The sequence below is a fragment of the Aerococcus loyolae genome (genome assembly GCF_002871915.2).
Taxonomy (GTDB): domain Bacteria; phylum Bacillota; class Bacilli; order Lactobacillales; family Aerococcaceae; genus Aerococcus; species Aerococcus loyolae.
Genome location: NZ_CP126958.1, coordinates 1,091,736 through 1,117,581, shown reverse-complemented (window position 1 = coordinate 1,117,581; position 25,846 = coordinate 1,091,736). Strand labels below are relative to the sequence as shown.

General features: G+C 39.8%; 24 protein-coding genes and 1 other RNA gene. 22 read left to right on the top strand and 3 right to left on the bottom strand.

Annotated features, from left to right (window positions below; genetic code table 11):
- Positions 1–12: 12 nt before the first annotated feature.
- Entirely contained in the window at positions 13–720 is a 708-nt protein-coding gene (locus tag CJ190_RS05125) for an MIP/aquaporin family protein (RefSeq protein WP_064292819.1), read from the top strand.
- 103 nt (positions 721–823) lie between these two features.
- On the opposite strand, the gene CJ190_RS05120 is transcribed toward CJ190_RS05125, so the two are convergent.
- The 3 genes from CJ190_RS05120 to CJ190_RS05110 all read right to left on the bottom strand — a co-directional run bounded on the left by CJ190_RS05120 (position 824) and on the right by CJ190_RS05110 (position 2,991).
- The gene (locus CJ190_RS05120; RefSeq protein ID WP_013669804.1) at positions 824–1,300 is read right to left on the bottom strand and encodes a universal stress protein; all 477 of its coding nucleotides are present in this window, start codon (positions 1,298–1,300) and stop codon (positions 824–826) included.
- A gap of 139 nt (positions 1,301–1,439) precedes the next feature.
- A non-coding RNA gene (gene ssrS / locus CJ190_RS05115) (6S RNA) lies at positions 1,440–1,622 on the bottom strand.
- A gap of 94 nt (positions 1,623–1,716) precedes the next feature.
- A complete protein-coding gene (locus CJ190_RS05110) occupies positions 1,717–2,991 on the bottom strand; it encodes a replication-associated recombination protein A (protein WP_082888643.1) in 1,275 nt (424 codons plus the stop codon).
- Between the two features lie 140 nt (positions 2,992–3,131).
- Between CJ190_RS05110 and CJ190_RS05105 the strand changes: the two genes are divergently transcribed.
- The 21 genes from CJ190_RS05105 (at position 3,132) to accB (ending at position 25,763) form a co-directional block, all read left to right on the top strand.
- On the top strand, positions 3,132–4,256 hold the full coding sequence (locus tag CJ190_RS05105) for a cysteine desulfurase family protein (RefSeq protein WP_070597903.1): 1,125 nt from the start codon (positions 3,132–3,134) through the stop codon (positions 4,254–4,256).
- Positions 4,257–4,287: 31 nt separating this feature from the next.
- Positions 4,288–4,635, top strand: coding sequence for a hypothetical protein (locus CJ190_RS05100; RefSeq protein ID WP_064292821.1), 348 nt, complete (start codon positions 4,288–4,290; stop codon positions 4,633–4,635).
- Between the two features lie 196 nt (positions 4,636–4,831).
- A complete protein-coding gene (gene mnmA, locus CJ190_RS05095; protein WP_082888644.1) occupies positions 4,832–5,956 on the top strand; it encodes a tRNA 2-thiouridine(34) synthase MnmA in 1,125 nt (374 codons plus the stop codon).
- Positions 5,957–6,236: 280 nt separating this feature from the next.
- Positions 6,237–8,702 carry an SF1B family DNA helicase RecD2 gene (gene recD2 / locus CJ190_RS05090; protein WP_101562040.1) on the top strand — a complete coding sequence of 822 codons (2,466 nt, stop codon included), beginning with the start codon at positions 6,237–6,239 and terminating at the stop codon, positions 8,700–8,702.
- Positions 8,703–8,941: 239 nt separating this feature from the next.
- Positions 8,942–9,760: a formate/nitrite transporter family protein gene (locus CJ190_RS05085; RefSeq protein WP_064292823.1), complete on the top strand. Its 819-nt coding sequence runs from the start codon at positions 8,942–8,944 to the stop codon at positions 9,758–9,760.
- 317 nt (positions 9,761–10,077) lie between these two features.
- Positions 10,078–12,729 (top strand): alanine--tRNA ligase, encoded by a 2,652-nt coding sequence (gene alaS / locus CJ190_RS05080; RefSeq protein ID WP_064292824.1) that lies wholly within the window; start codon positions 10,078–10,080, stop codon positions 12,727–12,729.
- Between the two features lie 62 nt (positions 12,730–12,791).
- Positions 12,792–13,055 carry an IreB family regulatory phosphoprotein gene (locus CJ190_RS05075; protein WP_013669229.1) on the top strand — a complete coding sequence of 88 codons (264 nt, stop codon included), beginning with the start codon at positions 12,792–12,794 and terminating at the stop codon, positions 13,053–13,055.
- Between the two features lie 2 nt (positions 13,056–13,057).
- Entirely contained in the window at positions 13,058–13,480 is a 423-nt protein-coding gene (gene ruvX, locus CJ190_RS05070; protein WP_064292825.1) for a Holliday junction resolvase RuvX, read from the top strand.
- Between the two features lies 1 nt (position 13,481).
- A complete protein-coding gene (locus CJ190_RS05065; RefSeq protein WP_049776749.1) occupies positions 13,482–13,778 on the top strand; it encodes a DUF1292 domain-containing protein in 297 nt (98 codons plus the stop codon).
- Positions 13,779–14,010: 232 nt separating this feature from the next.
- Positions 14,011–15,153 carry an endolytic transglycosylase MltG gene (gene mltG / locus CJ190_RS05060; protein WP_064292826.1) on the top strand — a complete coding sequence of 381 codons (1,143 nt, stop codon included), beginning with the start codon at positions 14,011–14,013 and terminating at the stop codon, positions 15,151–15,153.
- A gap of 82 nt (positions 15,154–15,235) precedes the next feature.
- Positions 15,236–15,715, top strand: a complete 480-nt coding sequence (gene greA, locus CJ190_RS05055) for a transcription elongation factor GreA (protein WP_060778338.1) — start codon at positions 15,236–15,238, stop codon at positions 15,713–15,715.
- 813 nt (positions 15,716–16,528) lie between these two features.
- Positions 16,529–17,854 (top strand): branched-chain amino acid transport system II carrier protein, encoded by a 1,326-nt coding sequence (locus tag CJ190_RS05050; protein ID WP_064292827.1) that lies wholly within the window; start codon positions 16,529–16,531, stop codon positions 17,852–17,854.
- Positions 17,855–18,059: 205 nt separating this feature from the next.
- A complete protein-coding gene (gene sctE / locus CJ190_RS05045; protein WP_064292828.1) occupies positions 18,060–19,112 on the top strand; it encodes a type III secretion system translocon subunit SctE in 1,053 nt (350 codons plus the stop codon).
- 248 nt (positions 19,113–19,360) lie between these two features.
- Entirely contained in the window at positions 19,361–19,723 is a 363-nt protein-coding gene (locus tag CJ190_RS05040) for a DUF2187 domain-containing protein (RefSeq protein WP_064292829.1), read from the top strand.
- Positions 19,724–19,974: 251 nt separating this feature from the next.
- The gene (locus CJ190_RS05035) at positions 19,975–20,943 is read left to right on the top strand and encodes a beta-ketoacyl-ACP synthase III (RefSeq protein ID WP_064292852.1); all 969 of its coding nucleotides are present in this window, start codon (positions 19,975–19,977) and stop codon (positions 20,941–20,943) included.
- 54 nt (positions 20,944–20,997) lie between these two features.
- Positions 20,998–21,225: an acyl carrier protein gene (locus CJ190_RS05030; protein WP_013668481.1), complete on the top strand. Its 228-nt coding sequence runs from the start codon at positions 20,998–21,000 to the stop codon at positions 21,223–21,225.
- 62 nt (positions 21,226–21,287) lie between these two features.
- Entirely contained in the window at positions 21,288–22,220 is a 933-nt protein-coding gene (gene fabK / locus CJ190_RS05025; RefSeq protein WP_060778333.1) for an enoyl-[acyl-carrier-protein] reductase FabK, read from the top strand.
- A 105-nt stretch (positions 22,221–22,325) separates the two neighbouring features.
- A complete protein-coding gene (gene fabD / locus CJ190_RS05020; RefSeq protein ID WP_064292830.1) occupies positions 22,326–23,270 on the top strand; it encodes an ACP S-malonyltransferase in 945 nt (314 codons plus the stop codon).
- Position 23,271: 1 nt separating this feature from the next.
- Complete coding sequence (gene fabG, locus CJ190_RS05015) at positions 23,272–24,003, top strand: 3-oxoacyl-[acyl-carrier-protein] reductase (RefSeq protein ID WP_064292831.1); 732 nt, start codon at positions 23,272–23,274, stop codon at positions 24,001–24,003.
- A 33-nt stretch (positions 24,004–24,036) separates the two neighbouring features.
- Positions 24,037–25,281: a beta-ketoacyl-ACP synthase II gene (fabF, locus tag CJ190_RS05010; protein WP_064292832.1), complete on the top strand. Its 1,245-nt coding sequence runs from the start codon at positions 24,037–24,039 to the stop codon at positions 25,279–25,281.
- On the top strand, positions 25,281–25,763 hold the full coding sequence (gene accB / locus CJ190_RS05005; protein WP_064292833.1) for an acetyl-CoA carboxylase biotin carboxyl carrier protein: 483 nt from the start codon (positions 25,281–25,283) through the stop codon (positions 25,761–25,763). The genes fabF and accB overlap by 1 nt, the downstream gene beginning before the upstream one ends.
- Positions 25,764–25,846 lie beyond the last annotated feature (83 nt).

Genomic DNA, 25,846 nt, shown 5'->3' with positions numbered 1-25,846 from the left:
GGAGGAAGTAGGATGGCGACAGAAGTAATCGGTGAGTTCTTAGGGACACTCATTCTGGTCCTTTTAGGGGATGGGGTTTGTGCTAATGTCAATTTAGCACGGACCAAGGGTCATAATGCTGGCTGGTTAACCATAACAATTGGCTGGGGCTTGGCGGTTATGGTGGCTGCCTATGCTTCAGGTTATTTAAGCCCAGCCCATCTGAATCCAGCAGTGACTATTGCCTTTGCGATTGAAGGTTCAACACCATGGTCCTCAGTGCCTGCCTATATTATTGGGCAAATGCTAGGTGCTTTTTTAGGTGCAGTTATTTTATGGCTTCATTACCGGGATCATTTCAATGTTACTGAAGATCCTGACATGATATTAGGAAGTTTTGCCACTGCTCCAGAGATTCATGCACCAGCTAACAATTTAATCAGTGAGGCGATTGGGACCTTTATTTTAACTTTTGGAATCATGTCCTTTGCTCAAAATGACTTAGCTCCTGGTTTGTCTACTGCCTTAGTGGGAGGATTGATTGTCAGTATCGGGGCTTCCTTAGGAGGACCAACGGGTTATGCGATTAATCCAGCCCGTGATTTAGGACCTCGAATTGCCCATGCGATTTTACCAATCCCCCACAAGGGAGATTCGGATTGGGCATATGCTTGGATACCCGTTGTGGGACCCATCATTGGTGGTGTGCTAGCTGCCATTGTCTTTCAATGGATACCTTAATGATTAGTAATAAGTAGTAATATTTATAAGAAAAGATTTTATAGACAATTAAAAAAGCCTCACTTTAAGGAGTGAGGCCTTTTATATACTGCTAGTCTTAGTTTTATGCTTTTTTGCCTTTTTCATGTTTAACATTGTCTAAGTCGGTTCTTACCACTAAGACATCACAATTAGCATTACGGATGACGTATTCTGAAACAGAACCGATGAAGAGACGTTCCACGGCGTTAAGTCCAGTAGCACCAATCATTATTAAATCAGCATGGTATTCTTTAGAAAGTTCTTTAGCAATTTGAACCTTTGGTGAACCATAATCAATGACGGTTTGGATTTCTTTTACGCCTTTTTCCGATGCATACTTCTTGTAGTCATTAAGTAACTCTTTAGCTTGTTTGACTAATTCATCGGATAGGGTGCCCTCGTAACCAGTAGTTGTTTGAATCGAGCGTGTATCAACGATATGAGTAATGATTAATTCTGCGTCATTACGTAAGGCAACTTCTACCGCTTTTTTGAAGGCTAATTCAGCTTCATCAGAACCGTCCACAGGTGTCAATATATGTTCGTAATTCTTATACATAAGGATCCCTCACTTTCTTTTTCTCTCTATAGATATTATAGCATGAAAGCGGATAAAAAAATTAACTTTAAATAATATTCCTATTGAAAAAACCTAGGCTTTCACACCTAGGCTAAAAAATAATTCGATTATTTTTATGTAAGCCTCCAATGATACCGTGGAAATTCTATCTGTCTGAACCCGCGATATAGCAGGTGGGTTCCGGTATCCAACTTCAGTTGTCCACGTAATAGAGGCGTAACATCCATTGGAGCTCGCAGATCCCTAGATAGTAGTTGTTCGGTCAGCACATTTAAAAGATGCACGCATATCTTAGAGAACTTACATTACTATTAATTTAGCATGTCTAGGCCTTTTTGGCAAGCAGGAAAGCTTAAAGTGACAACATCTTATATTAGATTTATCGCTTATAAAAATCATTTTTGTCTTTCTCGCATTTGCCGCATTTGCTCTAATGCTTGTTCGTATTTGCCTGTTTGGCAGGCTTGGTAGTATTGCCTATCCGACAAGGTTTCTGGTAAGTAATCTTGAGCGACCCAGTGGTTGGGGTAATCATGGGGGAACTTGTAAGCAGTCCCTCTCCCCAATTCCTTGGCACCACTGTAGTGAGCATCGCGGAGGTGTTTGGGGATGAGGCCAGCTTTTCCTGAACGAATATCCGCTAGGGCTTGGTCAATGGCTTGAATAGCTGAATTGGATTTAGGGGATAGGGACAGGTCAATAATGGCGTGAGCTAAAGGAATCTTGGCTTCCGGCAGTCCAATTTTCTGGGCGGCTTGGCAGGCAGTGACCGCCCGCTGACAGGCCTCTGGGTTAGCCAAGCCAATATCTTCATAGGCGCATACCATTAAGCGCCGGCAGAGGCTGTTCAAATCACCAGCCTCAATTAAACGGGCGGCGTAATGAAGGGCAGCGTTGACATCACTGCCACGAATGCTTTTTTGAAAGGCAGACACCACATCATAGTGCATGTCCCCATCTTCATCATGGTCAAAGGCCTTCTTTTGTAAACATTCCTCGGCAACGCTTAGGTCGATAAGAATTTGCCCATCAGCATTTTTCTCTGTTGATAAAGCCGCTAGTTCTAATGCATTGAGAGCTGACCGTAAATCGCCATTGGAGTAATTGGCTAAGTAGTCCCTGGCCTCATTACTTAATTGAATAGGGTACTTGCCAAGGCCCCGCTCTTCATTTTCGAGGGCATGGTCAATAGCTACTTTGATTTGATCAGCTTCTAAAGGGTGAAGCTCAAAAATCTGTGTTCGCGATCGGATAGCAGGATTGATATTGATATAAGGATTTTCGGTGGTTGCCCCGATTAGAATCAGTAGGCCGCTTTCTAAATGAGGCAGGAGAAAATCTTGTTTTGTTTTATCCAGGCGGTGAATTTCATCTAACATTAAAATAAGACCGCCAGAAAACTTTGCTTCGGCCACGACTTCTTGTAGGGCCTTTTTATTATCTGTCGCCGCATTCAATTGCCGAAAACTTAACTTAGTGGAACCGGCGATGGCACTAGCGATTGAGGTTTTACCGATACCGGGAGGTCCATATAAAATCATCGACCTTAACTGTTTCGCTTTAACCATTCGCCAGATTATCTTACCAGAGCCAACCAGGTGTTCTTGACCAACAACTTCTTCTAGGGTCTTCGGCCGCATTCTGTAGGCTAGGGGGGCTTGTTTATTCACACTGGAACTCCTTTCTAAGTGCTTATTAACGTCAATCAGTATAACACATCCGTTTTTAAAAAGAGCGCTTTTGGCTTTTCCCCTGTTGTCTAGGACCAGATAGTGATACAATAGTGAAAAACAAGGGGGTAAGCGAACAAATGATCTATCTTGATTATGCAGCAACCACACCGATGACCCAAGCAGTTATTGAGGCCATGAACCAGGCCATGCGTGAAAACTATGGCAATGCATCAAGTACCTACCGGATTGGTCGCCAATCACATGAACAATTGACTCGAGTAAGAGAGAATATAGCGGAGACGATTAATGCTCAGGCCGATGATATTATTTTTACCAGCGGAGCAACAGAATCTACTAATAGTGCCCTGATACAAACCGCAAAACGTTTAGCAAAACAAGGCCGTCATATTATTACCACCGAAGCTGAACACCCTTCAAGTTATAAGACGGCAAAATATCTGGAAAAACAGGGCTTTGAAGTGACTTTCTTGCCTTTTGATGAATATGGTCATATCTCAATTGAAGCCTTAAAGGATGCCATTAAAGATGATACCATTATGGTTTCAATTATTGCAGGGAATAACGAAGTCGGCTCCGTCGAAGATATCCAAGCCATTGGAGAGATTTGCCATGATCACCACTTATTTTTCTATACGGATGTGGTTCAAGCCTATCTCAACATTCCTATTGATGTTGAAGCTATGCATATCGATGGCCTATGCGTATCTGCCCATAAATTCCATGGACCCAAGGGAGTCGGCTTTCTTTATTATCGTAATGCAGTGAGTGATTTTACCCCTTACCTAAGAGGTGGAGGCCAAGAACATGGTCACCGAGCAGGTACTGAAAATGTGCCTGGAATTGTGGCCATGGGTAAGGCCATTGAAATCGCCTATCAGTCTAGGGATGACCATCATCAAAAGCTGCTGGATTTAAGGAATTATTTTCTTAAAGAAGCTAGAGAACGCGGTCTAGATTTCGAAATTAATGGTCCTAAGGAAGCTGAACTAGCCCATATTTTAAATGTCTACTGGCCTAATCATCCTAGTGATCAAGTTCTGATTAAATTAGATTTAAAAGACGTTTATGTATCGGCTGGGTCAGCCTGCTCAGCTGGGTCGCTAGAACCGAGTCGGATTTTAGTGTCGATGTTTGGTGAAGAAAGCCCCCGGATCAGTCAAAGTATTCGTATATCATTCGGTCAGTTAACCACAATTGAAGAAATCGATGAATTTTTAGACATTTTATTAAGCATTGCTTAGTTGTCGTGTAAACAGATTAAGGAGGAATGAAATGGCTTTTAAAGAAAAAGAACATTTAAAAGGAAGTCAACAGACCTATCAAGTCCATCCTAACTGCAAGGCATATACTTTGCGGGACTATGGATTTACTTCCACTAAGGCAGGTAATTATCAAATTGAAATTCCTATTCGTCCAGAATTTCAAGCGACTAACTATCTCCTATTAAAAGTTCAAATTGATAAATCGGTAGATAAATTGCAAATGAACGTTACTAATAAAACGGGGCTGAAGGCGGTTAATGTTTACCAAAATTCCGATATGGCAGATTTAGCCAAACGCTTAGAGGAAATTTTAGCTGACTTAGTTGACAAGCAAGTCTTAGCAATCAGTGATAAATAACATAAGACATATAATTAGTTAGAAAACTCAAGGACATTTGAAGATTTAATAAAAATTCAATCAAATGACTTGAGTTTTTTAGGTAAATTGTTATGATTACTACCTGGATAAGGCGATTGAGGCCTATCTAAGATTATCAACACAACAAAACGTGCGACCTTCAATCGTAAATTTTGTTAAGAAAGATGGTGATGTTGTGAGTGATAAGAAAAATAAAAAAGTTGTTTTAGGCATGAGTGGGGGAGTTGATTCCAGTGTTTCCGCGCTCTTGCTGAAAGAACAGGGATATGACGTCATTGGTATTTTCATGAAGAATTGGGATGACACTGATGAAAATGGCGTTTGTACAGCAACCGAAGATTACCGGGATGTCCAAGCAGTAGCTAGTCAGATAGGTATTCCTTATTATTCAGTCAACTTTGAAAAAGAATATTGGGATCGCGTCTTCGAATACTTTCTCGATGAATATCGTCATGATCGTACCCCTAATCCTGACGTCATGTGTAATAAAGAAATCAAATTCAAGGCTTTCCTAGACTATGCTTTAGACTTAGGGGCAGACTATGTGGCTATGGGCCACTATGCTCGGGTGAGAACAAATGACCAAGGCGAAGTAGACTTGCTCCGTGGGGTTGATAGTAATAAGGATCAAACCTACTTCTTAAACCAACTGTCACAAGAGCAATTACAACACGCGCTCTTTCCGATTGGCGAATTAGAGAAGTCGGAAGTGCGAAAAATTGCCGAAGATCATAATCTAAAGACGGCCCATAAAAAGGACTCCACCGGGGTCTGTTTTATTGGTGAGCGTGACTTTAATGCCTTCCTTTCCAATTACTTACCAGCTAAACCTGGTCTAATGAAAACCTTAGACGGCCAAGTGATGGCTGAGCACCATGGACTGATGTATTATACCATCGGTCAACGGAAAGGGTTGGGAATTGGAGGAACCAAGGTTGGTAATAATGAACCTTGGTTTGTTATCGGAAAAAACCAGGCTAAAAATGAACTCTATGTCGGCCAAGGTTACCATCATCCCTTGCTTTATGCTGACTACTTATTAGCCAGTGAAGTTTCCTTTACCAGTGACCATTTCCCACGTGAAGACTTTACCTGCACCGCTAAGTTCCGTTACCGGCAAAAAGATATCCCAGTGAAAGTCAGCTTCTTGTCTGATGATCAGTTAAGGGTAGATTTTGAAGAGCCAGTTCGGGCTATTACGCCAGGACAGTCGGTAGTCTTCTACCAAGATGAAGTCTGTTTAGGGGGAGCAACCATTGACGCTGCCTATAAAGACGGGAAAAAGTTACAATACCAATAATTAATATAGCAATCATCTCTAAGTGTACGCTATAATTCAGGATGATTTTCAATAGCCGCTGTAACTAGTTTCTGGCTTGTCTAAGGAGGATATTATCTAACTTGGAAGCTAGAGCTAAGTTACAGCTTTTTTCTTTACTAAGATCATGAGAGGGCGAAAATACTATTGTGAGACATTTTATATAGTAGAAAAGCGATCTCAGTATAGACTGGGTGGAAGATAACCCCACTGCTATTCTGTGATATAATAGCCAAAGATTATGACTAGGAGGGATAAGGGTATGGCAGCAACGGAAGATTATTTCATCGGCGAGGTTGAAGCTACCTTTTTTTCTAATCCAGATAATTATTATCGGGTGATGCGGATTACGGTTGATGATACCAACACCCTTTACTCCGAGAAAAATATTGTGGTGACAGGAAATTTTGGGACTATCCAGGACGGAACCACTTACCAATTCTTCGGTAACTTGGTTGACCATCCTAAGTACGGGGTACAATTCAAGGTTTCCCATTATGAAGGGATAAAAATTACCAGTAAAGATGGTCTAATTAAATATTTATCCAGCGATGAATTTCCTGGAATTGGGAAAATACTGGCTGAACGTGTGGTCAATACCTTAGGTGAGAAGACCATTGACTTAATTGTAAATCAACCCGAACGTTTGAAAGAAGTTAAGGGCCTGACGAAAAATAAACAGCAAATGCTACATGAGAAAGTAAAGGCTAATCGTGGCAATGAGGATACCTTTATTCAATTATCAGAGATGGGCTTTTCCAACCACTTGGCAGGCAAGATCTATGCTAAATACCAAGATGAAGCGGTTGAATTGATTAAAGAAAATCCCTATTTCTTGGTTAAAAATATTCAAGGTTTTGGTTTTCAAAAGGCTGATTTACTGGCTCAACGGTTAGACTTTGCCTATGACTCGCCTTTACGCATCCAAGGGGCGATTACTTTTTCTTTGGAAACGATTTGTTATAGCAATGGGGACACTTATGTTAAGAAGGAAGAACTATTTCAGCAGGTTCTCAATCTATTAAATAAAAGCCAAGTGAATCTGCAAATGGTTGACATGAAGCAAGTGGCTGATAGCTTGAGCGACTTGGTAGATACCAATGAAGTGATTGCGACTGAAGAGGGTTATTTCCTTCCTAGCCTCTATTATGCAGAGAAGGGGATTGTTAAACGTTTAAAACGTATCAAGAATGAACGAACTCAGCCTAAATATGAGAATGATAATTTGGCTAATGAAATAGAGAAAACCGAAGCAAAATTAGGCATTCAATATGGACCCGCTCAAAGGAAGGCAATTATCGAAGCCCTAGAAGAGAAATTATTTATTCTAACTGGGGGACCGGGTACGGGAAAAACTACGGTTCTAGAAGGAATCATCGATATTTATTGCCGGTTAAATAATATCCGCCTAGGGGATTATGACCCGAGTGATTTCCCTATTCGTTTGGCAGCTCCAACTGGACGTGCTGCCAAGCGGATGAGTGAAACTACTGGCCTAGTGGCAACTACTATTCACCGTTTAATTGGTCTCACCGGTGAAGAAGATGAAAATAGTATCATAACTTCTGATAAGGAAACGATTGAAGGGGACTTACTGATTATTGATGAAATGTCCATGGTAGATACCTGGTTATTCTTTCAGTTATTAGAAGCGGTTCCTGATGATATGCAAATTATCTTGGTAGGGGATAAAGATCAACTGCCCTCAGTCGGTCCAGGACAAGTGCTTTCTGACCTCTTGAGAAGTCAGACAATCACCTGGCGTGAGCTCGACGAAATATTTCGTCAAGATGCCAATTCAACTATCACTTTATTGGCTCATGATATAAAAAATGGGGAAATGCCTGTCGATCTTACCCAAAATAAGGCTGACCGGTCATTTTTCCGGGTAGATTATTTCCACTTAGCTGATTTTATCGCAGCGGTGGCTAAACGAGCTCTCGATAAAGACTACGATGTTAAAGATATTCAAGTTTTGGCCCCCATGTATAAGGGTCAGGCCGGAATCGATCAGATTAACCAGAAATTGCAGGAAAGTTTAAATCCGAATAGTGATGGGAATAAGCGCCAACTTAGCCACTTTAACCGTCTCTTTCGCTTAGGGGATAAGGTCTTGCAGTTGCAAAATCATGCTGAAATGAATGTTTTTAACGGGGATATGGGAGAAATCGTGGCGATATTCTATGCCAAGGAAACGACCAGCCAAAGTGATGAAATTGTGGTTGACTTCGACGGCAATGAGGTCACATATAACCGGTCAGATTTTAACCAGTTAACCTTGGCGTATTGCGTCTCAATTCATAAATCGCAGGGAAGCGAATTTCCTATCGTTATCCTCCCCTTAATCAGCCAATATCAACGCATGCTGCAACGCAATTTGCTCTATACAGCGATCACCAGGGCTAAGCAATCCTTAATTCTCTGTGGTGAAGTCCAAGCCTTCCAATCTGCCATTCAAACCCAGGCCAGCCAACGCCATACTAACCTTTACCGCTCCCTACTTGAAGAAGACGAATTACTTCCTAAACTGAACTCGCAGCCAAGTGAAGCAAGTCCTAGTCAGGATCAAAGTACCAGGTCTCAAGGAGATGAGTCAGGGAACCAGCAAGAGGGTACTGGAAACTCAGGAATGGATGTGAAAGTCGATTGGTTAACCCCTGCCTTACTTGAAAGTGGTCAGATTGATCCTTTAATTGGTATGGATGGCATCAGCCCCTATGATTTTTAAGCAATGAAATCAGTCGTTTACTTTTTCTCCTTTACTGCTCACGCGAGAAAAGTACACAGAAAAAGCTTAGTTAAAGCAGATAGAGGCTAAATTTGCTGATCCTGAGTTTATAAAAATTAATAAATTCATTCAAATATTGCAAAAATCTTGTTTATTTCTTAAAATATCGATAAAATGTGAGTATTGGATTTATTTAATTAGGCTAGAAATTTAGCTCATTTTAGAAAGGACTGACGGCAATGGCTTATATTAATGGCAAGCACCCTGAGAAAGGAATTCTAGGCCCTTTAACTTTTGATAATGTGGAGAAGAAGACAGAACTTTTTGATAAAAGTTTTTGGCGATACGCGCTAAGGAGTATTTACGCCACTTTATTCTTAACTTTTGGGACAGCAATCGCTATGATGACCGCCCAACAAGCCAACCTAGTAGCTCCAGGCTTAGGTAAATTTACTTTTGCCTTCTTTTTTGCATGGTCATTGGTACTTATTATATATATGAATGGTGAATTAGCGACTGCTAATATGAACTTTTTGGTAGTTGGAGCACGAAAAAAATACATTAGCTGGCAAAAGGCTTTTACGATTTTAATGGTTTGTGTTTTATTCAACTTTATTGGTGGCCTTGTTTGTGCCTATATTTTCTCAAGAACCACGATTTTCCAAGATTTACCTGCTGATCATTATTTATTTACAGCAGTTTCAGGAAAATTTGTTAAATCAGCGCTTACAATTTTTATTGAGGGGATTTTAGCTAATATTATCGTTAATAGTGCCGTGGTTGCTAGCAATCGGATGGTCAACGCTGATGGCCGGGTTTATGCGATTATCTTTATTATTTTTATTTTTGCCTTCTTAGGTTACGAACACGTGATTGCTAACTTTGTTTCCTTCCCATTAGCTTTCTTCTCCAATGGAGGCCCTGTTGACGGGATGACCTTGGCTAATGTACTTAAAAACTTTGTCTTTACTTTCTTAGGTAACCTTGTTGGTGGTGGCTTTGTCATTGGCTATGTTTATTCCTGGTTAGGAGATAAAGAAACTTCCTATGTCGACTAGTTTTCTTATTCGCTAGGAATCATTAATAGTTGACAAATGAAAATTAAAAAGCGTATAATAAGTCCGCTTAAATGATTGAAAAGGCCATGTTTCTATTTAGTTGATAGAGAGAGTGCAGCTGTGGTGAAAGCACTCAGTAATAGAAATGCTCCCTTTTGACAATGCAAATGAAAATTTGCCGCTACTCGCGTTATCCAGTATTTAATGAAGACATAATATCGCACGTTGATGTTATAAATGAGGTGGTACCGTGCTACGGCGCCCTCATCTAATAACATCAAGGTGCTTTTTTATTTTATAGGAGGTTTTAACACATTATGAAGAAATTAACGGGTGAAGAAGTACGTCAAATGTGGATGGATTTTTGGAAGGGTAAGGGACACGATATCTACCCTAGTGCTTCCCTAGTTCCAGACAATGATCCCACTTTACTTTGGATGAACTCTGGGGTTGCTGCCCTAAAACATTACTTAGATGGGTCAGAAGTGCCGGAAAATCCAAGAATTGCTAATGCGCAAAAATGTATTCGGACAAACGATATTGAAAATGTTGGAGTGACCGCTCGCCACCAAACCTTCTTTGAAATGCTTGGTAACTGGTCAGTAGGGGATTACTTTAAGGAAGAAGTTATTCCTTGGGCTTGGGAATTCTTAACTGATGAAAAATGGCTAGGACTGGATCCTGAGCTGCTTTATATGACTTACTATCCTGATGACGATGTCTCTCATGGATTGTGGCAAAAGGTGACAGGTTTATCAGAAGATCACTTTGTTTCTTTAGAAGATAACTTTTGGGATTTAGGTGCCGGTCCTTGTGGTCCTGACACGGAAATTTTCTTTGACCGGGGGAAAGCTTATCAAGATCTTGACGATGATGATCCAGAAATGTTTCCTGGGGGAGAAAATGAACGTTATCTAGAAATTTGGAACATTGTTTTCTCTGAATTTAATCACATGCCTGATGGTAGCTATGAAAAATTAAAACAACATAACGTGGATACTGGGATGGGACTGGAACGAATTGCCTCTGTCCTACAAGAAACCCCAACAAACTTCGAAACCGACCTCTTATTCCCACTGATTAAAGAAGTTGAAAAATTATCTGATGGTAAAAAATATGGGGAAAGCAAGGAAACTGATACCGCAATGAAGGTTATTGCTGACCATATCCGCGCCGTTAGTTTTGCAGTGGGTGACAATGCCTTACCATCAAATGAAGGCCGGGGCTACATTTTACGTCGTTTGATCCGTCGTAGCGTGATGTACGGACGTCGTTTAGGCATCCAAGGGAGTTTCTTAGCTAAATTGGTTCCAATTGTGGCTGACAAGATGGAAAAACATTATCCAGAATTAAAAGAAAAGGAAGCCATTATTCAAGAAGTTGTTGATCGTGAGGAAAAACGCTTCCAAGAAACTATCGCTGACGGTGAAAATATTATTAAAAACAAAATCGCTGAATTGGAAGAATCTGGTGAAAATTCACTCGACGGCCAATCCGCCTTCAAATTATACGATACTTATGGTTTCCCATTAGAACTGACTGAGGAATACCTGGCTGAAAAAGGTTTTTCTGTTGATATTGATGGCTTTAATCAGGCCATGGAAGAACAAAAAGAACGGGCACGTGCGGCTAGAAAAGACCAAGGTGGACTTGCGGTTCAATCAACAGTACTCGGTGAAATTGATGTACCTTCTCACTTTACCGGTTATGAAGAAGATGTTACAGAAACTAAGATCAATGCCATTGTTTACCAAGATGAAATCAGTCAAGAGGCACCAGCGAATAGCAAGGCCTATTTCATTGCTGAAAAAACCCCATTCTACGGTGAACGTGGTGGACAAGTTGGTGACTCAGGTAAGCTTTACAATTTGGATGGCGAATTATTAGGTTATATCCGTGATACTAAACACGCTCCTAATGACCAAAACTTACATTATATTGACACCGTTCAACCGATTAGTGTGGGTCAAGAAGTTCGCTTAGAAGTGGACAGCGCTCGTCGTCGCTTAATCCGTAATAATCACACCGCTACTCACTTATTACACCGGGTCTTAAAAGATGTTTTAGGTGAACAAGTTAACCAAGCGGGCTCCTTACTTGATGACCATTATCTCCGTTTTGACTTCACTTATTTTGGACAAGTAAGTCCAGAACAACTTGAAGAAGTTGAAAGACGAGTTAATGAAAAAATTTGGGAACAAATCCCGGTTGAAACTATCTTTACCACGGTTAAAGCGGCTAAGGAACATGGGGCTATCGCGCTCTTCGGCGAAAAATACCTTAAATTACATGATGAAATCCGCGTGATCAATATTGACGACTGGTCTATGGAACTTTGTGGTGGGACTCACGTTAAGAATACCGGGTTCATTGGTCTCTTTAAGATTATTTCCGAATCAGGGATTGGTTCTGGAGTACGTCGGATTGAAGCCTTGACTTCAAAAGCTGCTTATGAATACTATGAAGCTAAGTTAGGTCTCTTAAACCAAGTTCGCGATGATTTGAAGGTTAAAAAAGCGGAAGATGTACCACACCGTCTCCAACAATTGGAAGGTGAACGTAAGAGCCTAGAATCTGAAGTAGAATCACTCCATGCCAAGGCTAACCAAATGGCTGCTAGTCAAATCTTTGATGCCGTTAAAGAAAGTAATGGGGTTCGTTACATTGCTGAGGAACTCGAACATAAAACCATGGATGACTTGCGGGCAATTAGTGATGAATGGAAACAAAATAACTATTCAGATGTCCTCGTTCTTGCTACAGCTAATGGAGATAAAGCCAATATGTTAGTTGCTGTTTCGGCTGATAAGGTTAAAGAAGGGCTTAAAGCTGGTGACATTATTAAGGGACTCGCTCCTTATATTAATGGTGGCGGGGGTGGCCGTCCTGAACTTGCTCAAGCAGGTGGTAAGAACCCAGCCGGTATTCCTGATGCACTTAAGGCTTTAGAGGAAGTCTTGAATAAATAAAGTGCTTGTTAGTCGCTAGATTTTTCGTTACAATAGATTCAAAATGATGTGGAGGTGTCTAAATGAGTGGAAAAGATGAAACAGTACTCTTTCGCTTCGATGAAAGTAAAGAAAAAGATGTAAAAGAGACACTTGAAATAGTTTATGACGCCCTAGTAAGCAAGGGCTACAATCCAATCAATCAAATTGTAGGATATCTATTATCTGGCGATCCTGCGTATATCCCACGTCACAATCAAGCTAGAAATCTTATTCGTTACCATGAACGCGATGAGTTATTAGAAGAACTTGTTAAAAGCTATATGAAGCAAAGTGGTCGAGAATAAGTATGCGCATTATGGGGTTGGATGTGGGTTCTAAAACGGTTGGCGTAGCCATAAGTGACCCTTTTGGCTGGACTGCCCAAGGAATCGAAACCATTAAAATTGACGAAGAGGCAGGGGAGTTCGGGTTTTCACGCTTAAGGCAATTAATTGAAGATTATCAAGTGGAAAAGCTCGTTATTGGATTGCCTAAAAATATGAATAACACTGAAGGCCCTAGAGCTGAGGCATCGCGTCATTATGGCGATATGGCTATTGAATTATTCGACTTACCAGTTTTTTATCAGGATGAACGGTTAACCACCCAGCAATCGGAACGCTTTCTGATTGAGGCGGCAGATGTGAGCCGGAAGAAACGTAAAAAGGTAATCGATAAGTTAGCTGCTGTTCTCATTTTACAGAACTATTTAGATAGTCATTCACATTAGTATGAAGGAGCATTGTATGGCTGAAGATTTAGATAATTTAATTACTTTATATGATGAAGAAGGTAATGAGCGTTTATATAAAATTCTCTTTAGTTTCGACTCGAAAGATTTGAATAAATCTTACGTCTTAGTGTACCCAGCCGAAGAGGAGGGCGAAGAATTAAATATTGAAGCCTATGCCTATGAAGAGGGCGAAGACGGAGAAGGTAGCTTATTGCCAATTGAAAGTGAAGAAGAATGGGATATGGTAGAGGAAGTGTTTAACACTTTCGTTCAAGACCCAAACTTAAATCAATAAGCCAAGTAAAGAGAATATGATATGAGGTCATATTCTCTTTTATTTTTAATGGCGGTTGACCTATGGGGCTGTGACTTTGGTCACCGCCTCTTTTTATGTGATGATAAGATAAATGTTTCATTCTGGTTAAATTTTTGGCTCTAAGTTTACAAATAGCATCTTTATCAGTAAAATGCATAATAGCTTATTTTGTTCAAAGCAGAGTCTTTTTATTATGAAATGAGGAAGCACGATGTTTAATGATGAAGAAAAGAAAAAAAGAGTAAAGCGAGACCAGGCTGGGGTCAATGCTTTAGAAAAACAAGAAAATGTTCAGGCTAATCGGATTATCCGCTGGATTATTATTACCTTGCTCCTTATCTGTATTGTCTTTGCGCTATTAATGGGAACTTTAGTAGCTACTGGTGGCTTTGGAGAGGAAAAAGAAACCCAGGTGACCATTCCTCAGGGAGCAAGTACTAGTCAAATTGCCCATATTCTTAGCGAAAATGATGTCATTTTTAATGAAAGTCTCTTCAAGATCTACCTCCGCCTATCCAATCATGATCCAATTCAGGCAGGAAGCTATCAATTGAAAACTTCGTCTGGCTTTGGCGAAGTCATGAATCAACTTTCACATGCCCAAGGTCCGGCTACTCAAGCGGTCTTAGTCAAAGAGGGTATGAATGTCGAAGAAATTGCTCAAGTGATGGCAGATTATTTTGGAATTACTCAGGAAGAAGCCTTGAAGCGGATTAATTCAGAGGACTTATTGGCAGAAGAAGCGGCCAAGTATCCAGAATTACTCAAAGCTGTGGTGAATAATGACCAATTACGCTATCCCTTGGAAGGTTACCTTTTCCCGGCTACCTATGAATTAACTCAATCTGATACCGTAGAAAGTTTTGTTGATAAAATGCTGGCAGCTAGTGAGACTATTAGACAAAAGTATAGTGATGCCTTAAAACAACAGAGTCTTTCCTGGCATGAAATCTTAACCCTAGCTTCAATTATTGAGAAAGAAGCTTCTACTGACGAAGATCGTAAGATGGTATCAGGGGTCTTCTATAACCGTTTAGCCGAGAATATGCCCCTACAATCGGATATTACCTTGAATTACGCCCATAATGAGCATTCTACCTATGTGACTATCGAAGATACCATGATTGATTCGCCATATAATCTCTACCAAAATACTGGTTTAGGACCTGGTCCCTTTAATAATCCAAGTGAGAGTGCTATCCAAGCGGCCTTAAACCCAACCCCTAATGATTATATGTATTTTGTAGCTGATTTAAGTACTGGGAAGGTTTATTTCTCAAAAACTTACGAAGAACATGATCAATTAGTTCAAGAATACGTTAGTCCAGAGGATGCCAAGCTGCAAGAACAATAAAAAACCATATTTACATTGCTAAAAAGTTAGTAATATGGTATTATTTTGTATATTTTAATCGTATGTGTTAGGAGAATGTTAGATGTCAGAACAAACTTTCCCAATGACCGTAGAAGGTAAGGAACGTTTAGAAGCGGAATTAGAAGATTTAAAATTAAATAAGCGCCCTGAAGTGATTAGCCGAATCAAGGTTGCTCGTTCATTTGGGGACTTATCAGAAAATTCAGAATATGAATCCGCTAAAAATGAACAATCCATTTTGGAAAGTCAAATTGCTAAAATCGAAAATATGATCCGTTATGCTGAAATTGTTGACCCTGATGCCTTGGGTAAGGATACGGTAAGCATTGGTAAACGGGTTAAATTTCAAGAACTTCCTGATGGTGAAGAGGAAGAATACGAAATTGTCGGTAAAGCTGAAGCAGATCCCCTTGGTGGTAAAATTTCAAATGAGTCACCAATTGCTAATGCCTTAATTGGTAAAAAGGTTGGCGATGAAGTTGAAATTGAAACTCCTGGCGGGGCTTTCAGTGTTAGAATCCTCGCAGTAGAAACTGCTTAATAAAGTTAATTGAAGGAGGCTGGACAAGAGGTCTAGCCTCTTTTTATTGGTTGCATTCAAAGTAAAGCCTGTTAATGAATTGCTCTGAAATATTCTTAAACGGTTGTTTTTTTACTATAGCTGTTCAAATCGTTCATCAGATAGGAAATAGCCGGCCTTGTCATTCAAGTCGTTAGCGGCGTCCTCACATCCTTATAGTTGAGTTGGAAGGGGGAAGGGATGTCCTTTCAGAAAAGTTGAACGATCAGCAAGCCGATCTTTACATCTTTTTTCAAGGAATTGCGCTCCCTGATCCTTCCTCACCTCCTTGTTTTATTGTATATAAAATAATTAAATAAAAATATTTTGCTACTTAGCAAAAATGGTATAATAATAGAATAAGTTGTTGAAGGCGACTTCTTTATAAGAAGAAGTCGCTTTTCCTATTGGTAAATTGGAGATTTAGCCTAATTAATTTATGTGAAAACAACTTTTAAATGTAAATATTTAATTGGTGAATAACGATTTTATGGGCGCTGAGATGTGGACTTCATGATAGATAATATCTGCGTATAAAAAGCGCAAAGCTTTATTACTTCACACTAAATAGCGTATTATCAATTTCACATGAAATAAAAATACTAATAGATATAGGGAACTTTTAAAGCGACCTAGGGCAAATTGATATGTTAAATCCTGTCCTTAAATCAGCCTTTAGTAGGTGAATAATGCTTTTAATCGTTCTTCTTTTAACAGCTTTATATGAGTTGACGATCAGCCCTATACTTATACTGAAAGGTTCAGCCCTATACTTATACTGAAAGGTTTGGTTTTATGAAAAATAGGCGCTTTATTGTAGATACGATCGTGGTAGGTTTTACCTTGTTTGCTACTTTTTTTGGAGCAGGTAATTTGGTTTTTCCTCCTTATATGGGAATTATTGTAGGAGAAAATTGGTCTGCCAGTGTTATTGGTTTGGCTTTAACCGCGATATTAGTGCCGGTCTTATCGATGGTAGCTATTGTTAAAGGTGGGGGATCGGTAAAAGCAGTTTCTGAACCAATTGCTCCCTGGTTTTATAAGGTCTTTAACTGCATTACCATGTATTTAATTGCCTTATTTATTTTAATCCCACGTACTGGTGCAACGACTTATGAGGTAGGTTTTCGTTCCTTGTTCCCTTGGTTACCTAACTATGTCGTTTTAATTGTTTTCTTTACTGTTGTTTACTTCCTCACTGTTGATCAATTGGGCGTAGTTGATAAGATTGGACGCTATCTTACGCCTGCTTTGATTGCAATGGTCATTGGAATTATTATTTTTGGTATGATTAACCCAGTCAGCCCCAATATGGGGGCTGCCCAAGTCGATAATAGCTTCGGTTGGGCTTTTACCGAAGGTTATCAAATGGGGGATTTAATCACTGGCTTACTCTTTTCTAGTGTCATGATTATGACAATTAGACATAAAAAATATAACCGCCAAGCAGGGATGCGGATGACTATCTGGGCATCTGTTATAGCTAGCGCCTTATTATTGTTCATTTATGGTAGCTTGTTATGGCTAGGGGCTACAGCTTCAACGATTTATAGCCCTGATATTGAAAGAACCCAGTTATTAATTGCCATCGTTGAGCAAACTATTGGTGGCGCTGGAAAAATTATTCTTTCCTTCGCTATAACCTTAGCTTGCTTAACAACTGCTACGGGATTGTTAGCTTCAGTGGCAAACTTTACCCAAGAGCTTACTCGTCAGAAATATCCCTATACTTTTATCGTTTTTGTCTTTTGTATTTTTTGTGTGGTACAAGGGACTGTCGGGGTAGAAAAAATTGTTGGATTGAGTGAGCCCTTGTTTGCAGTTGCTTACCCATTGGGAATCATTGTTACTTTAATCGGTTTATTTAGAAAATATATTCCTAATGACGGAACGACTAAGGGAGCAGTCTTATTAACCACTATCTATACGGTGATTGAAGCGCTTGTTCAATTAGATTTTGCTCCTAAAATCTTCGAGAATATTGTTCGAGTAGTTCCCTTTGGCCCCCAAGGTTTTGGTTGGGTGACCATGGCTCTTTTGGGAGCAGGTATAGGTACTATAGTGTGGAAAATTCAGCATGGTAGTTACCGAGGGAAGATCATTAAGGGTTATGCAGAATAAGCGAGAAGGCTGGATTTTTATCTGGCCTTTTTTCTTTGTAGGTAATTATTAAAATTATTCGCTTACTAGTTTTTAAACTGTTTATAGATATTTAGAAATAATAATACAATATTTTTAACTGATTGTATGAATATTAGTTATTTCAAGGGCTTTCGCTTGCTTTGTTTAATACAATATTATATATTATTTTAAAAGGAGTGATTTTATGAGAAATCGTTTTAGAACCTATCTAGGTGCTAACGATGCAGAAGCCGGGTATAACTTATCCTGGGGAGCTGTATTTGCTGGCCTAGTAACTTTTATTGCTTTATTAATTACTTTTTCCTTAATTGGAAATGCCATTGGATTTGGTATGATCCAACCAAGTGCACAAAATCCACTTGATGGTGTCGGTACCGGTGTCATGGTCTGGTCAGTTATTTCATTAGCACTATCATTTTTAGGATCAGGCTTTGTTGCTGGGGTAACTGCACGTCGAGTAGGCGCGGTCCATGGCTTTTTATCATGGGCAATTTCCCTAGTGGTAACTGTTGTATTACTAGGACAAATTGTTGCTTCTGTTCTAGGTTTTGCTGGTAATGTTATTGGTCAAACTGCTAGTGTTGCTGGTGACGCTGTCACAAGTGTTGCTTCAAATGCTGGAGATGCTGTAAGTGAAGGCGTAAATGCTTTAGCAAACAATATTGATGTGAATGATCAAGATATTCAAAATCTTAACCAAGACGTTCAAGAAGTCTTAAGAGATACTGATATTCGCGAATTACAACCAGAATATTTATCCGACCAATTAAACGGCGCGGTAAATGATATTGCTAACGCAGCTCGTGAAGTTGTCGTAAATCCACAAAATTCTGAACAAGTATTTAACGACTTGGCTGATTCATTAACTAGCCGTGTTGACAATATTTCAGAAAATGTAGACCAAGAGGCTGTTTCTAACGCCATTGCTTCTAACACTGATTTAACTCAACAAGAAGCTGAAGAAACTACTCAAAATATTATTGATGGTTATAACCAAGCTGCTAATGAAGCACGTAACCAAATTGAAAATGCTAATAATGCCATTCAAAGCACCCAACAACAACTTGACAGTAATATTCAACAATTACGTCAAGATGCTGATGATGTTTCAGATGGTATCTCACAAGGCTCAATCTGGGCATTTGTTGGTGTCTTATTAGGCTGTGTCCTATCATGCCTTGGTGGTTTATTAGGTACTAAATCAGTTACTGGTAAGGTTGATGAAACTAATATGTAGTTTGATCTAAAGATATCATGTCCTTAGAATAAAATTATATTAACAACTAACAGATCACTACTCCTTATTATTAGAGGAATGGTGATCTGTTTTAAATAGTAAGCATTTAAGCTGGTTTTGTAATAAATATGGCTTATGCTTAATGAATTAACAGCTATAAATTGTGCCGCAATCGATAGTATGTTAATATTATTCATATATTTAATTTCATAGCCAGCCAGCTTGTATTAGATGGGAGAGACGAGCGTATGGGTCGTAAACCAAAAATAACGGCGGAAATGCAGTCACTAGTGGAAACTGAACTTCGGCGAGGAACCAGTAATTCACGGATAGCTAATTTATTAGATATGCCTTATGAACAGGCAAATGAAATCATTGATACTATTAAGGAATCTATTCGGCCTAATATAGGTGATGTTGTCAAGTTTCAATTCAGAACCTATACAATTATTGGAGAAATCGAAAAGCTTCTTACTAACTCTGCCATTTTAAAAATTGATTGGAGTCAGTCAAGTCGTCCAGCTAGAGATATCCTTGAAGAAAGAACTGTAGTCAATTTTAAAGATATTGAAGAATATGTGTCGATAGCTTCTAGTGACGATGACAAATAACAGATAACAAATAACAATAAAAGCTATTTTTTTGAGAAATCAACTTGATTTCTCTTTTTTTATTTTTACAGAAAATTATTTTAAAATAAGGTTTATTACATACAAAAATAAATGATAAACACTAACAAAATAAATAGTATTGCTGATAAAATAGCGAAAAAGGTTTGACAATTAAATTTGTATAGCTTATTATCAATACATGTTGATCTTTGATTAACTTAAATTTAAAAATTAAGAATGATGTGATTGCTATGAAAATAGTTGAAACGGCATCCGCCTTACCGCGGAAAGTTATCTCGAACGAGGACTTGGAGCAGTTCGTAGATACTAGTGACGAGTGGATAAGCAAAAGGACGGGGATTAAGCAACGTTATGTTGCCCTTGAGGAATCTTGCATTTCTTTGGCCCAAGCAGCTGCCCAAAATTTAGTCAATAAAGCTAATATTTCTCCTAATGAAATTGGCTTAATCATTGTTGCTAGTATGTCACAAGAGCATTCTTCACCAAGTGTAGCTAGTCAAGTTCAAGCTAAAATAGGAGCTACTAAGGCGGTCTGTTTTGACATTTCAGCTGCCTGTAGTGGATTTGTCCAAGCATTCTCCTTAGCTGATAAATTAGAGGCTTATTACCAAAATGGTTATGCCATTGTTATTGGCGCGGAGAAAATGACCAATCTCATGAATTGGAAAGATCGCTCAACTTGTGTTTTGTTTGGCGATGCTGCCGGAGCTATTTTGGTTCAAGCTAATGGCCATTCAGCTATTATCCAAGAATCACTCGCTTGTGATGGCAGTCAAGGAGCGGCGATTATTGCTGGAGGCACTAGCCTAGCCCAATTTGTCAGTCCTGATTCTTATTATCAAGACCCTAGTTTAAAGATGAAGGGCAGGCAAGTTTATGACTTTGCTACCCGGCAAGTGCCAAAGCAAATAGAAGCGGTTTTGAAATCTGCCAATCTGACTATTAATGATATTGACTATTTTGTCTTACATCAGGCAAATGCAAGAATATTAAAAGTTTGCCAGCGCAAGCTTAAAATACCAGAGGAGCGCATGGTCCAAAACATTCAAAATTATGGGAATACTTCCGCTGCATCGGTAGCCCTTGTTTTGAATGATTTACGGAAATCAGGAGCGCTTAAATTGGATGGCAGTCAGAAGGTCCTATTATCAGCTTTTGGCGGGGGCCTGACTTGGGGGACTTGTATTGTCAATTGTTGAGCGACAATGTTAGTATTGAGAAAGACACTATAAAAATAAATGGAGGAAATTATAATGAGTACATTTGAAAAAATTCAAGAATTAATTTGTGACCAGCTTGATTTAGATAAGGAAGAAGTTACTCCTGAAACTAAATTTCAATCGGATTTAGATGCTGATAGCTTAGATTTATTCCAAATTATCAATGATATTGAGGACGAATTTGATGTCACTATCGATGAAGATGAATTGAATATGGAAACAGTCCAAGACCTAGTTGACTTTGTTGACAACAATAAATAATCCTTACTAATGTATAGGGATAATGAAGGAAGTGAATAGCTTTGAACAATCTATGGAAGCAAATGGGAGTTAAATATCCTATTATTCAAGGAGCCATGGCTTGGGTAGCAGATCCAGATCTGGCATCTGCCGTTTCAAATGCTGGTGGTTTAGGAGTTGTAGGGACGGGGAATGATCCTGTTGAAGTGGTGCGAGAAAAAGTTGAAACCATGAAAGCAAAAACAGATAAACCTTTTGCAATTAATGTGATGTTACTCAATCCACATGTTGAAGAAGTTGTTGACTACCTATGTCAATCGGGTATTTCAACAGTCACTACTGGAGCAGGATCACCTGGGCGCTTTATGAAGCAATTTCGTGAAGCAAATATTAAGGTTATCCCAGTTGTTGCTTCCGTAGCACTTGCTCGACGTATGGAAAAAGAAGGCGTTGATGCAGTGGTTGTCGAAGGGACGGAATCTGGTGGACATGTGGGTAAAACCACGACCATGGCCTTACTTCCCCAAGTAGTCGATGCGGTTAATATTCCCGTAATCGCTGCTGGAGGAATCGGTGATGGCCGGGGGATGGCAGCAGCATTGATGCTTGGAGCCTGTGGGATTCAAGTGGGTACACGCTTTGTTTGTGCCAAGGAATCCAATGCCCACCCTAACTTTAAGGAAAAGATTATTAAAGCTAAGGATATTGATACCGTCACAACAGGAGAAGCTACAGGTCATCCAGTTCGAGTTTTGCGCAATCGTTTGACCAAAGAGTATTTACGAGTTGAGCGAATTGAAGCGGGTAAAGAAAACCCTGACTGGGAGCGCTTAGAAGCTTTGGGAAGAGGGGCTTTACGGCGAGCAGTTGTAGAAGGGGATACCCAAAATAGTTCCCTGATGGCTGGTCAGATTGCTGGCTTAATTAATAAAGAAGAGAGCTGTCAGGAAATACTCCAATCCTATATGGATGTATGCCAGGCAACAATTCGAGAAAAAGCTAGCGAATGGCTATAATTAAATAAGATGCAGTGAAGAAAAATATTTTTTCACTGCTTTTTTTTACCTCAATTACTTTATTTAATGATAAAAATTAAAACCTTATTAAGGAAAGGGCAAAGAATGAAAAAAATTGCTTATCTTTTTTCTGGCCAAGGGGCACAATACCCTGGTATGGGCAAAGATTTATTCGAACATCATGCTGAAGTCATGGAACCATATTTTGAAACGGCTGAGAAAGTTCTTGGCTACGATTTAAAGGCCATGTGCTTTGAAGAAAATGACCTGCTTAATCAAACAGAATATACACAAGCTGCCATTTATACAGTTTCTTTAGCTATTTTAGCTGTCTGGAAAAAATTATTTTCTAAGACCCCTGCCTACTTAGCTGGATTAAGCTTAGGTGAATACACTGCCTTAGCTTATAGTGGTGTCTTTTCCTTTGTTGACGGATTAAAACTACTAAGAAAACGTGGCTTATATATGAGCCAGGCAGTTGCTCCAGGTGAGGGAAAGATGCTAGCAGTAATGAAAACCGACCGCAAGTTGATTGAGAGGGTCTGTGAAAATATTATGGACCATCATCCTGGCTATGTCTATCCGACGAATTATAACTCTCCCAAGCAAATTGTTATTGGCGGAGATAGTGACTTAGTCGACCTAGCTGCAGATGAATTGAAGGAAGCGGGCGTTAAACGCTTAATTCCTCTAAAGGTTTCCGGGCCCTTTCACACCCAGCTGATGCATCCTGCCTCTCTACAATTAGCCCAAGTCCTTAAAGATGTTGAGTTTTCCCCTCAGAAAATTCCAGTTATTGCTAATACTAGTGGACAAGTTCATGAAGATGGAGAGATTAAGCAAGATTTACTTCAACAAATCAAATCCCCAGTCAAATGGGCGGATTCGATTGAATATCTCATTCAAGCGGGCGTGGATACCTTAATAGAGATTGGCCCTGGGAAAACACTGACTAGCTTCACCCGGCAGATCGATAAGTCAGTCACCGCCATGAATATTGAAGATGAAGCGACTTTAAATAAAGCATTGACTATTTTACAAGGAGATTAAGATGACAGAAAAACCTACTGCTATCATTACCGGTGGTAACCGTGGAATCGGTGCTGCTATTGCTAGAGAATTTGCTGATAAGGGTTACAATTTGGCCCTGGTAAGCCGCTCAGGTTCCAGCCAAGACCACATTAATGACCTAAGTGAAAGAGGCGCCACAGTGCTTGACTTAAAAGCGGAAGTTCAAGATTTTGACCAAGCTCAAGCAATCATCGAGCGTTGTAAGGAAGAGTATTCTCACATTGATGTATTAGTTAATAATGCTGGAATCACCCGTGATACACTTCTCATGCGGATGAAAGAAGCTGATTTTGATGCCGTGATTGATGTTAATTTAAAAGGTTGCTTTAACCTCATCCGTCATGTGTCAAAAGTGATGCTAAAACAAAAACGCGGCAATATTATTAACATTGCTTCCTTATCTGGACAAATAGGTAATGCTGGTCAAATTAACTATGCTGCTGCTAAGGCAGGTGTGATAGCTATGACTAAGACGGCTGCACGCGAATTAGCTAGTCGTGGAATTCGGGTCAATGCTGTTGCCCCTGGTTTTATCGCCAGTGATATGACAGATAAATTATCAGATAAGGTAAAAGAGCAGATGATTGCGCAAATTCCTTTAGGGGACTTTGGGCGAGTAGAAGATATTGCTGATGCCGTTTACTTCTTAGTCAAAAACCCATACATCACTGGAACCACTTTAAATGTTAATGGTGGTTTATATATGGAATAAATGAAAGATAGAGAAGGGTGAAGGAGGAACTTAATGAATACTAGAAGGGTAGTTGTTACGGGCTTAGGAGCAGTAACACCAATTGGAAATAATGTCAGTGATTTTTGGGGAAATTTAAAGGCAGGCAAACATGGCTTTGCTCCAATCACACAATTTGATGCCAGCGCTACAGGAGTGACCTTGGCGGCTGAGGTTAAAAACTTCGATCCCAAAGATTACCTTGATCGTAAATCGGTTAAAAGAATGGATCCCTATGCTCATTATGGGGTGGTCGCTTCTATGGAAGCAGTAAAGGATGCTGGTTTAGATACTCATAACATGGACACAAACCGCTTTGGGGTATATTTTGGTACCGGTATTGGTGGAGTCCAAGAAATTGAAAGAGGGGTAAAAAAATCAGTTGAAAGTGGTCCTAAACGGGTTAATCCTTTATTTGTTCCTATGGCTATTTCCAATATGGGGGCAGCAAACATTTCCATGCAATTAGGGCTTCACGGGCCAGCCTTGACCATGGTTACTGCTTGTGCATCAGCAAACAATGCTATCGGAGAGGCCTTCCGCTATATAAAACATGGTTATGCTGACTATATGCTTGCTGGTGGGGGTGAATCCGCTATTTGTGAGATCGCCATCGCTGGATTTGCTAATTTAACGGCCTTATCCCTTTCGACAGATCCTGACCGTGCCTCCATTCCTTTTGACAAGGAACGCAATGGTTTTGTTATGGGAGAAGGCGCTGGCATGTTAGTGTTAGAAAGTTTAGAAAGTGCTCAAAAACGGGGAGCAAAAATTTATGCTGAGATTGTCGGCTATGGTCAAAGTTCTGATGCCTATCATCTCACTGCGCCTACCCCAGAAGGACTAGGAGCTAAAGCTGCTATTGAACAAGCCTTAGCTGAAGCAGCTTTATCTGTGAACGATGTGGACTATATTAATGCCCATGGGACTTCAACCCCAGCTAATGATCGAGCTGAGACTATGGCAATTAAGTTAGCCTTTGGGGAAGAATTGGCCCATAAGATTCCGGTATCCTCAACGAAATCAGCAGTAGGACACTTATTAGGTGCAGCTGGAGCAGTTGAAGCCATTGCCTGCTTGAAGGGCATGGAAGACGCCTATATTCCTGCAACCTTAAATTATCAAGTCAGTGATCCTGATTGTGATCTGGATTATGTAGCTAATGAAGGACGTTCACAAGCAATCAATGTAGCGATTAGCAACACGCTCGGCTTTGGTGGCCACAACACAGTTTTATGTATGAAAAAGGTGAGTGACTAATGACCCCTGAAGAAATTAAAGAACTTATCCATTTAATTGACCAATCAAGCCTAAGAGAATTTGAATTTGTTGATGACGACTTCAAGCTTCACCTGTCTAAAAATGAGCAAGCACCACAAGTGTTTACTAATGAAGCTCAGCCCGCTATCACAAAAGCAGAAAAACCTGCTCCTACTGATCAAGCTCAAGAATCTACCGAAGCTTCTGACCAAGCTAATAAGCAAGTCAGCCAAACTGATGAAGTTCAGGGGGAAATCGTAGAAAGTCCTCTGGTCGGGGTTGCTTATTTAGCACCAGCTCCAGATAAAGACAACTTTGTTAAAATTGGCGACCATGTCGAAAAAGGCCAAAGTTTATGCATCATTGAAGCTATGAAAATAATGAATGAAATTCACGCCACCACTTCAGGAGAAATTACTAATATTTTTGTCAATGATGGTGATGTGGTTGAATACGGCCAAAAGCTTTTTGAAATTAGCTAAAGGCTGTCCCTGTCTTAGAATATAGGCGTGATAAAGGATTTAAGGAGAGATTCGTTTCTTCCTAGCTGATGACAACTACTAGT

Coding starts and splice junctions, on each gene's coding strand:
- CJ190_RS05065 (WP_049776749.1), top strand. CDS start 13,482: ATGAAGGAGCATTGTATGGCTGAAGATTTAGATAATTTAATTACTTTA.
- sctE (WP_064292828.1), top strand. CDS start 18,060: ATGAGAAATCGTTTTAGAACCTATCTAGGTGCTAACGATGCAGAAGCC.
- mltG (WP_064292826.1), top strand. CDS start 14,011: ATGTTTAATGATGAAGAAAAGAAAAAAAGAGTAAAGCGAGACCAGGCT.
- fabF (WP_064292832.1), top strand. CDS start 24,037: ATGAATACTAGAAGGGTAGTTGTTACGGGCTTAGGAGCAGTAACACCA.
- CJ190_RS05100 (WP_064292821.1), top strand. CDS start 4,288: ATGGCTTTTAAAGAAAAAGAACATTTAAAAGGAAGTCAACAGACCTAT.
- ruvX (WP_064292825.1), top strand. CDS start 13,058: ATGCGCATTATGGGGTTGGATGTGGGTTCTAAAACGGTTGGCGTAGCC.
- CJ190_RS05030 (WP_013668481.1), top strand. CDS start 20,998: ATGAGTACATTTGAAAAAATTCAAGAATTAATTTGTGACCAGCTTGAT.
- CJ190_RS05050 (WP_064292827.1), top strand. CDS start 16,529: ATGAAAAATAGGCGCTTTATTGTAGATACGATCGTGGTAGGTTTTACC.
- recD2 (WP_101562040.1), top strand. CDS start 6,237: ATGGCAGCAACGGAAGATTATTTCATCGGCGAGGTTGAAGCTACCTTT.
- CJ190_RS05085 (WP_064292823.1), top strand. CDS start 8,942: ATGGCTTATATTAATGGCAAGCACCCTGAGAAAGGAATTCTAGGCCCT.
- CJ190_RS05040 (WP_064292829.1), top strand. CDS start 19,361: ATGGGTCGTAAACCAAAAATAACGGCGGAAATGCAGTCACTAGTGGAA.
- CJ190_RS05120 (WP_013669804.1), bottom strand. CDS start 1,300: ATGTATAAGAATTACGAACATATATTGACACCTGTGGACGGTTCTGAT.
- greA (WP_060778338.1), top strand. CDS start 15,236: ATGTCAGAACAAACTTTCCCAATGACCGTAGAAGGTAAGGAACGTTTA.
- CJ190_RS05075 (WP_013669229.1), top strand. CDS start 12,792: ATGAGTGGAAAAGATGAAACAGTACTCTTTCGCTTCGATGAAAGTAAA.
- fabG (WP_064292831.1), top strand. CDS start 23,272: ATGACAGAAAAACCTACTGCTATCATTACCGGTGGTAACCGTGGAATC.
- CJ190_RS05105 (WP_070597903.1), top strand. CDS start 3,132: ATGATCTATCTTGATTATGCAGCAACCACACCGATGACCCAAGCAGTT.
- CJ190_RS05125 (WP_064292819.1), top strand. CDS start 13: ATGGCGACAGAAGTAATCGGTGAGTTCTTAGGGACACTCATTCTGGTC.
- fabK (WP_060778333.1), top strand. CDS start 21,288: ATGGGAGTTAAATATCCTATTATTCAAGGAGCCATGGCTTGGGTAGCA.
- CJ190_RS05035 (WP_064292852.1), top strand. CDS start 19,975: ATGAAAATAGTTGAAACGGCATCCGCCTTACCGCGGAAAGTTATCTCG.
- alaS (WP_064292824.1), top strand. CDS start 10,078: ATGAAGAAATTAACGGGTGAAGAAGTACGTCAAATGTGGATGGATTTT.
- accB (WP_064292833.1), top strand. CDS start 25,281: ATGACCCCTGAAGAAATTAAAGAACTTATCCATTTAATTGACCAATCA.
- fabD (WP_064292830.1), top strand. CDS start 22,326: ATGAAAAAAATTGCTTATCTTTTTTCTGGCCAAGGGGCACAATACCCT.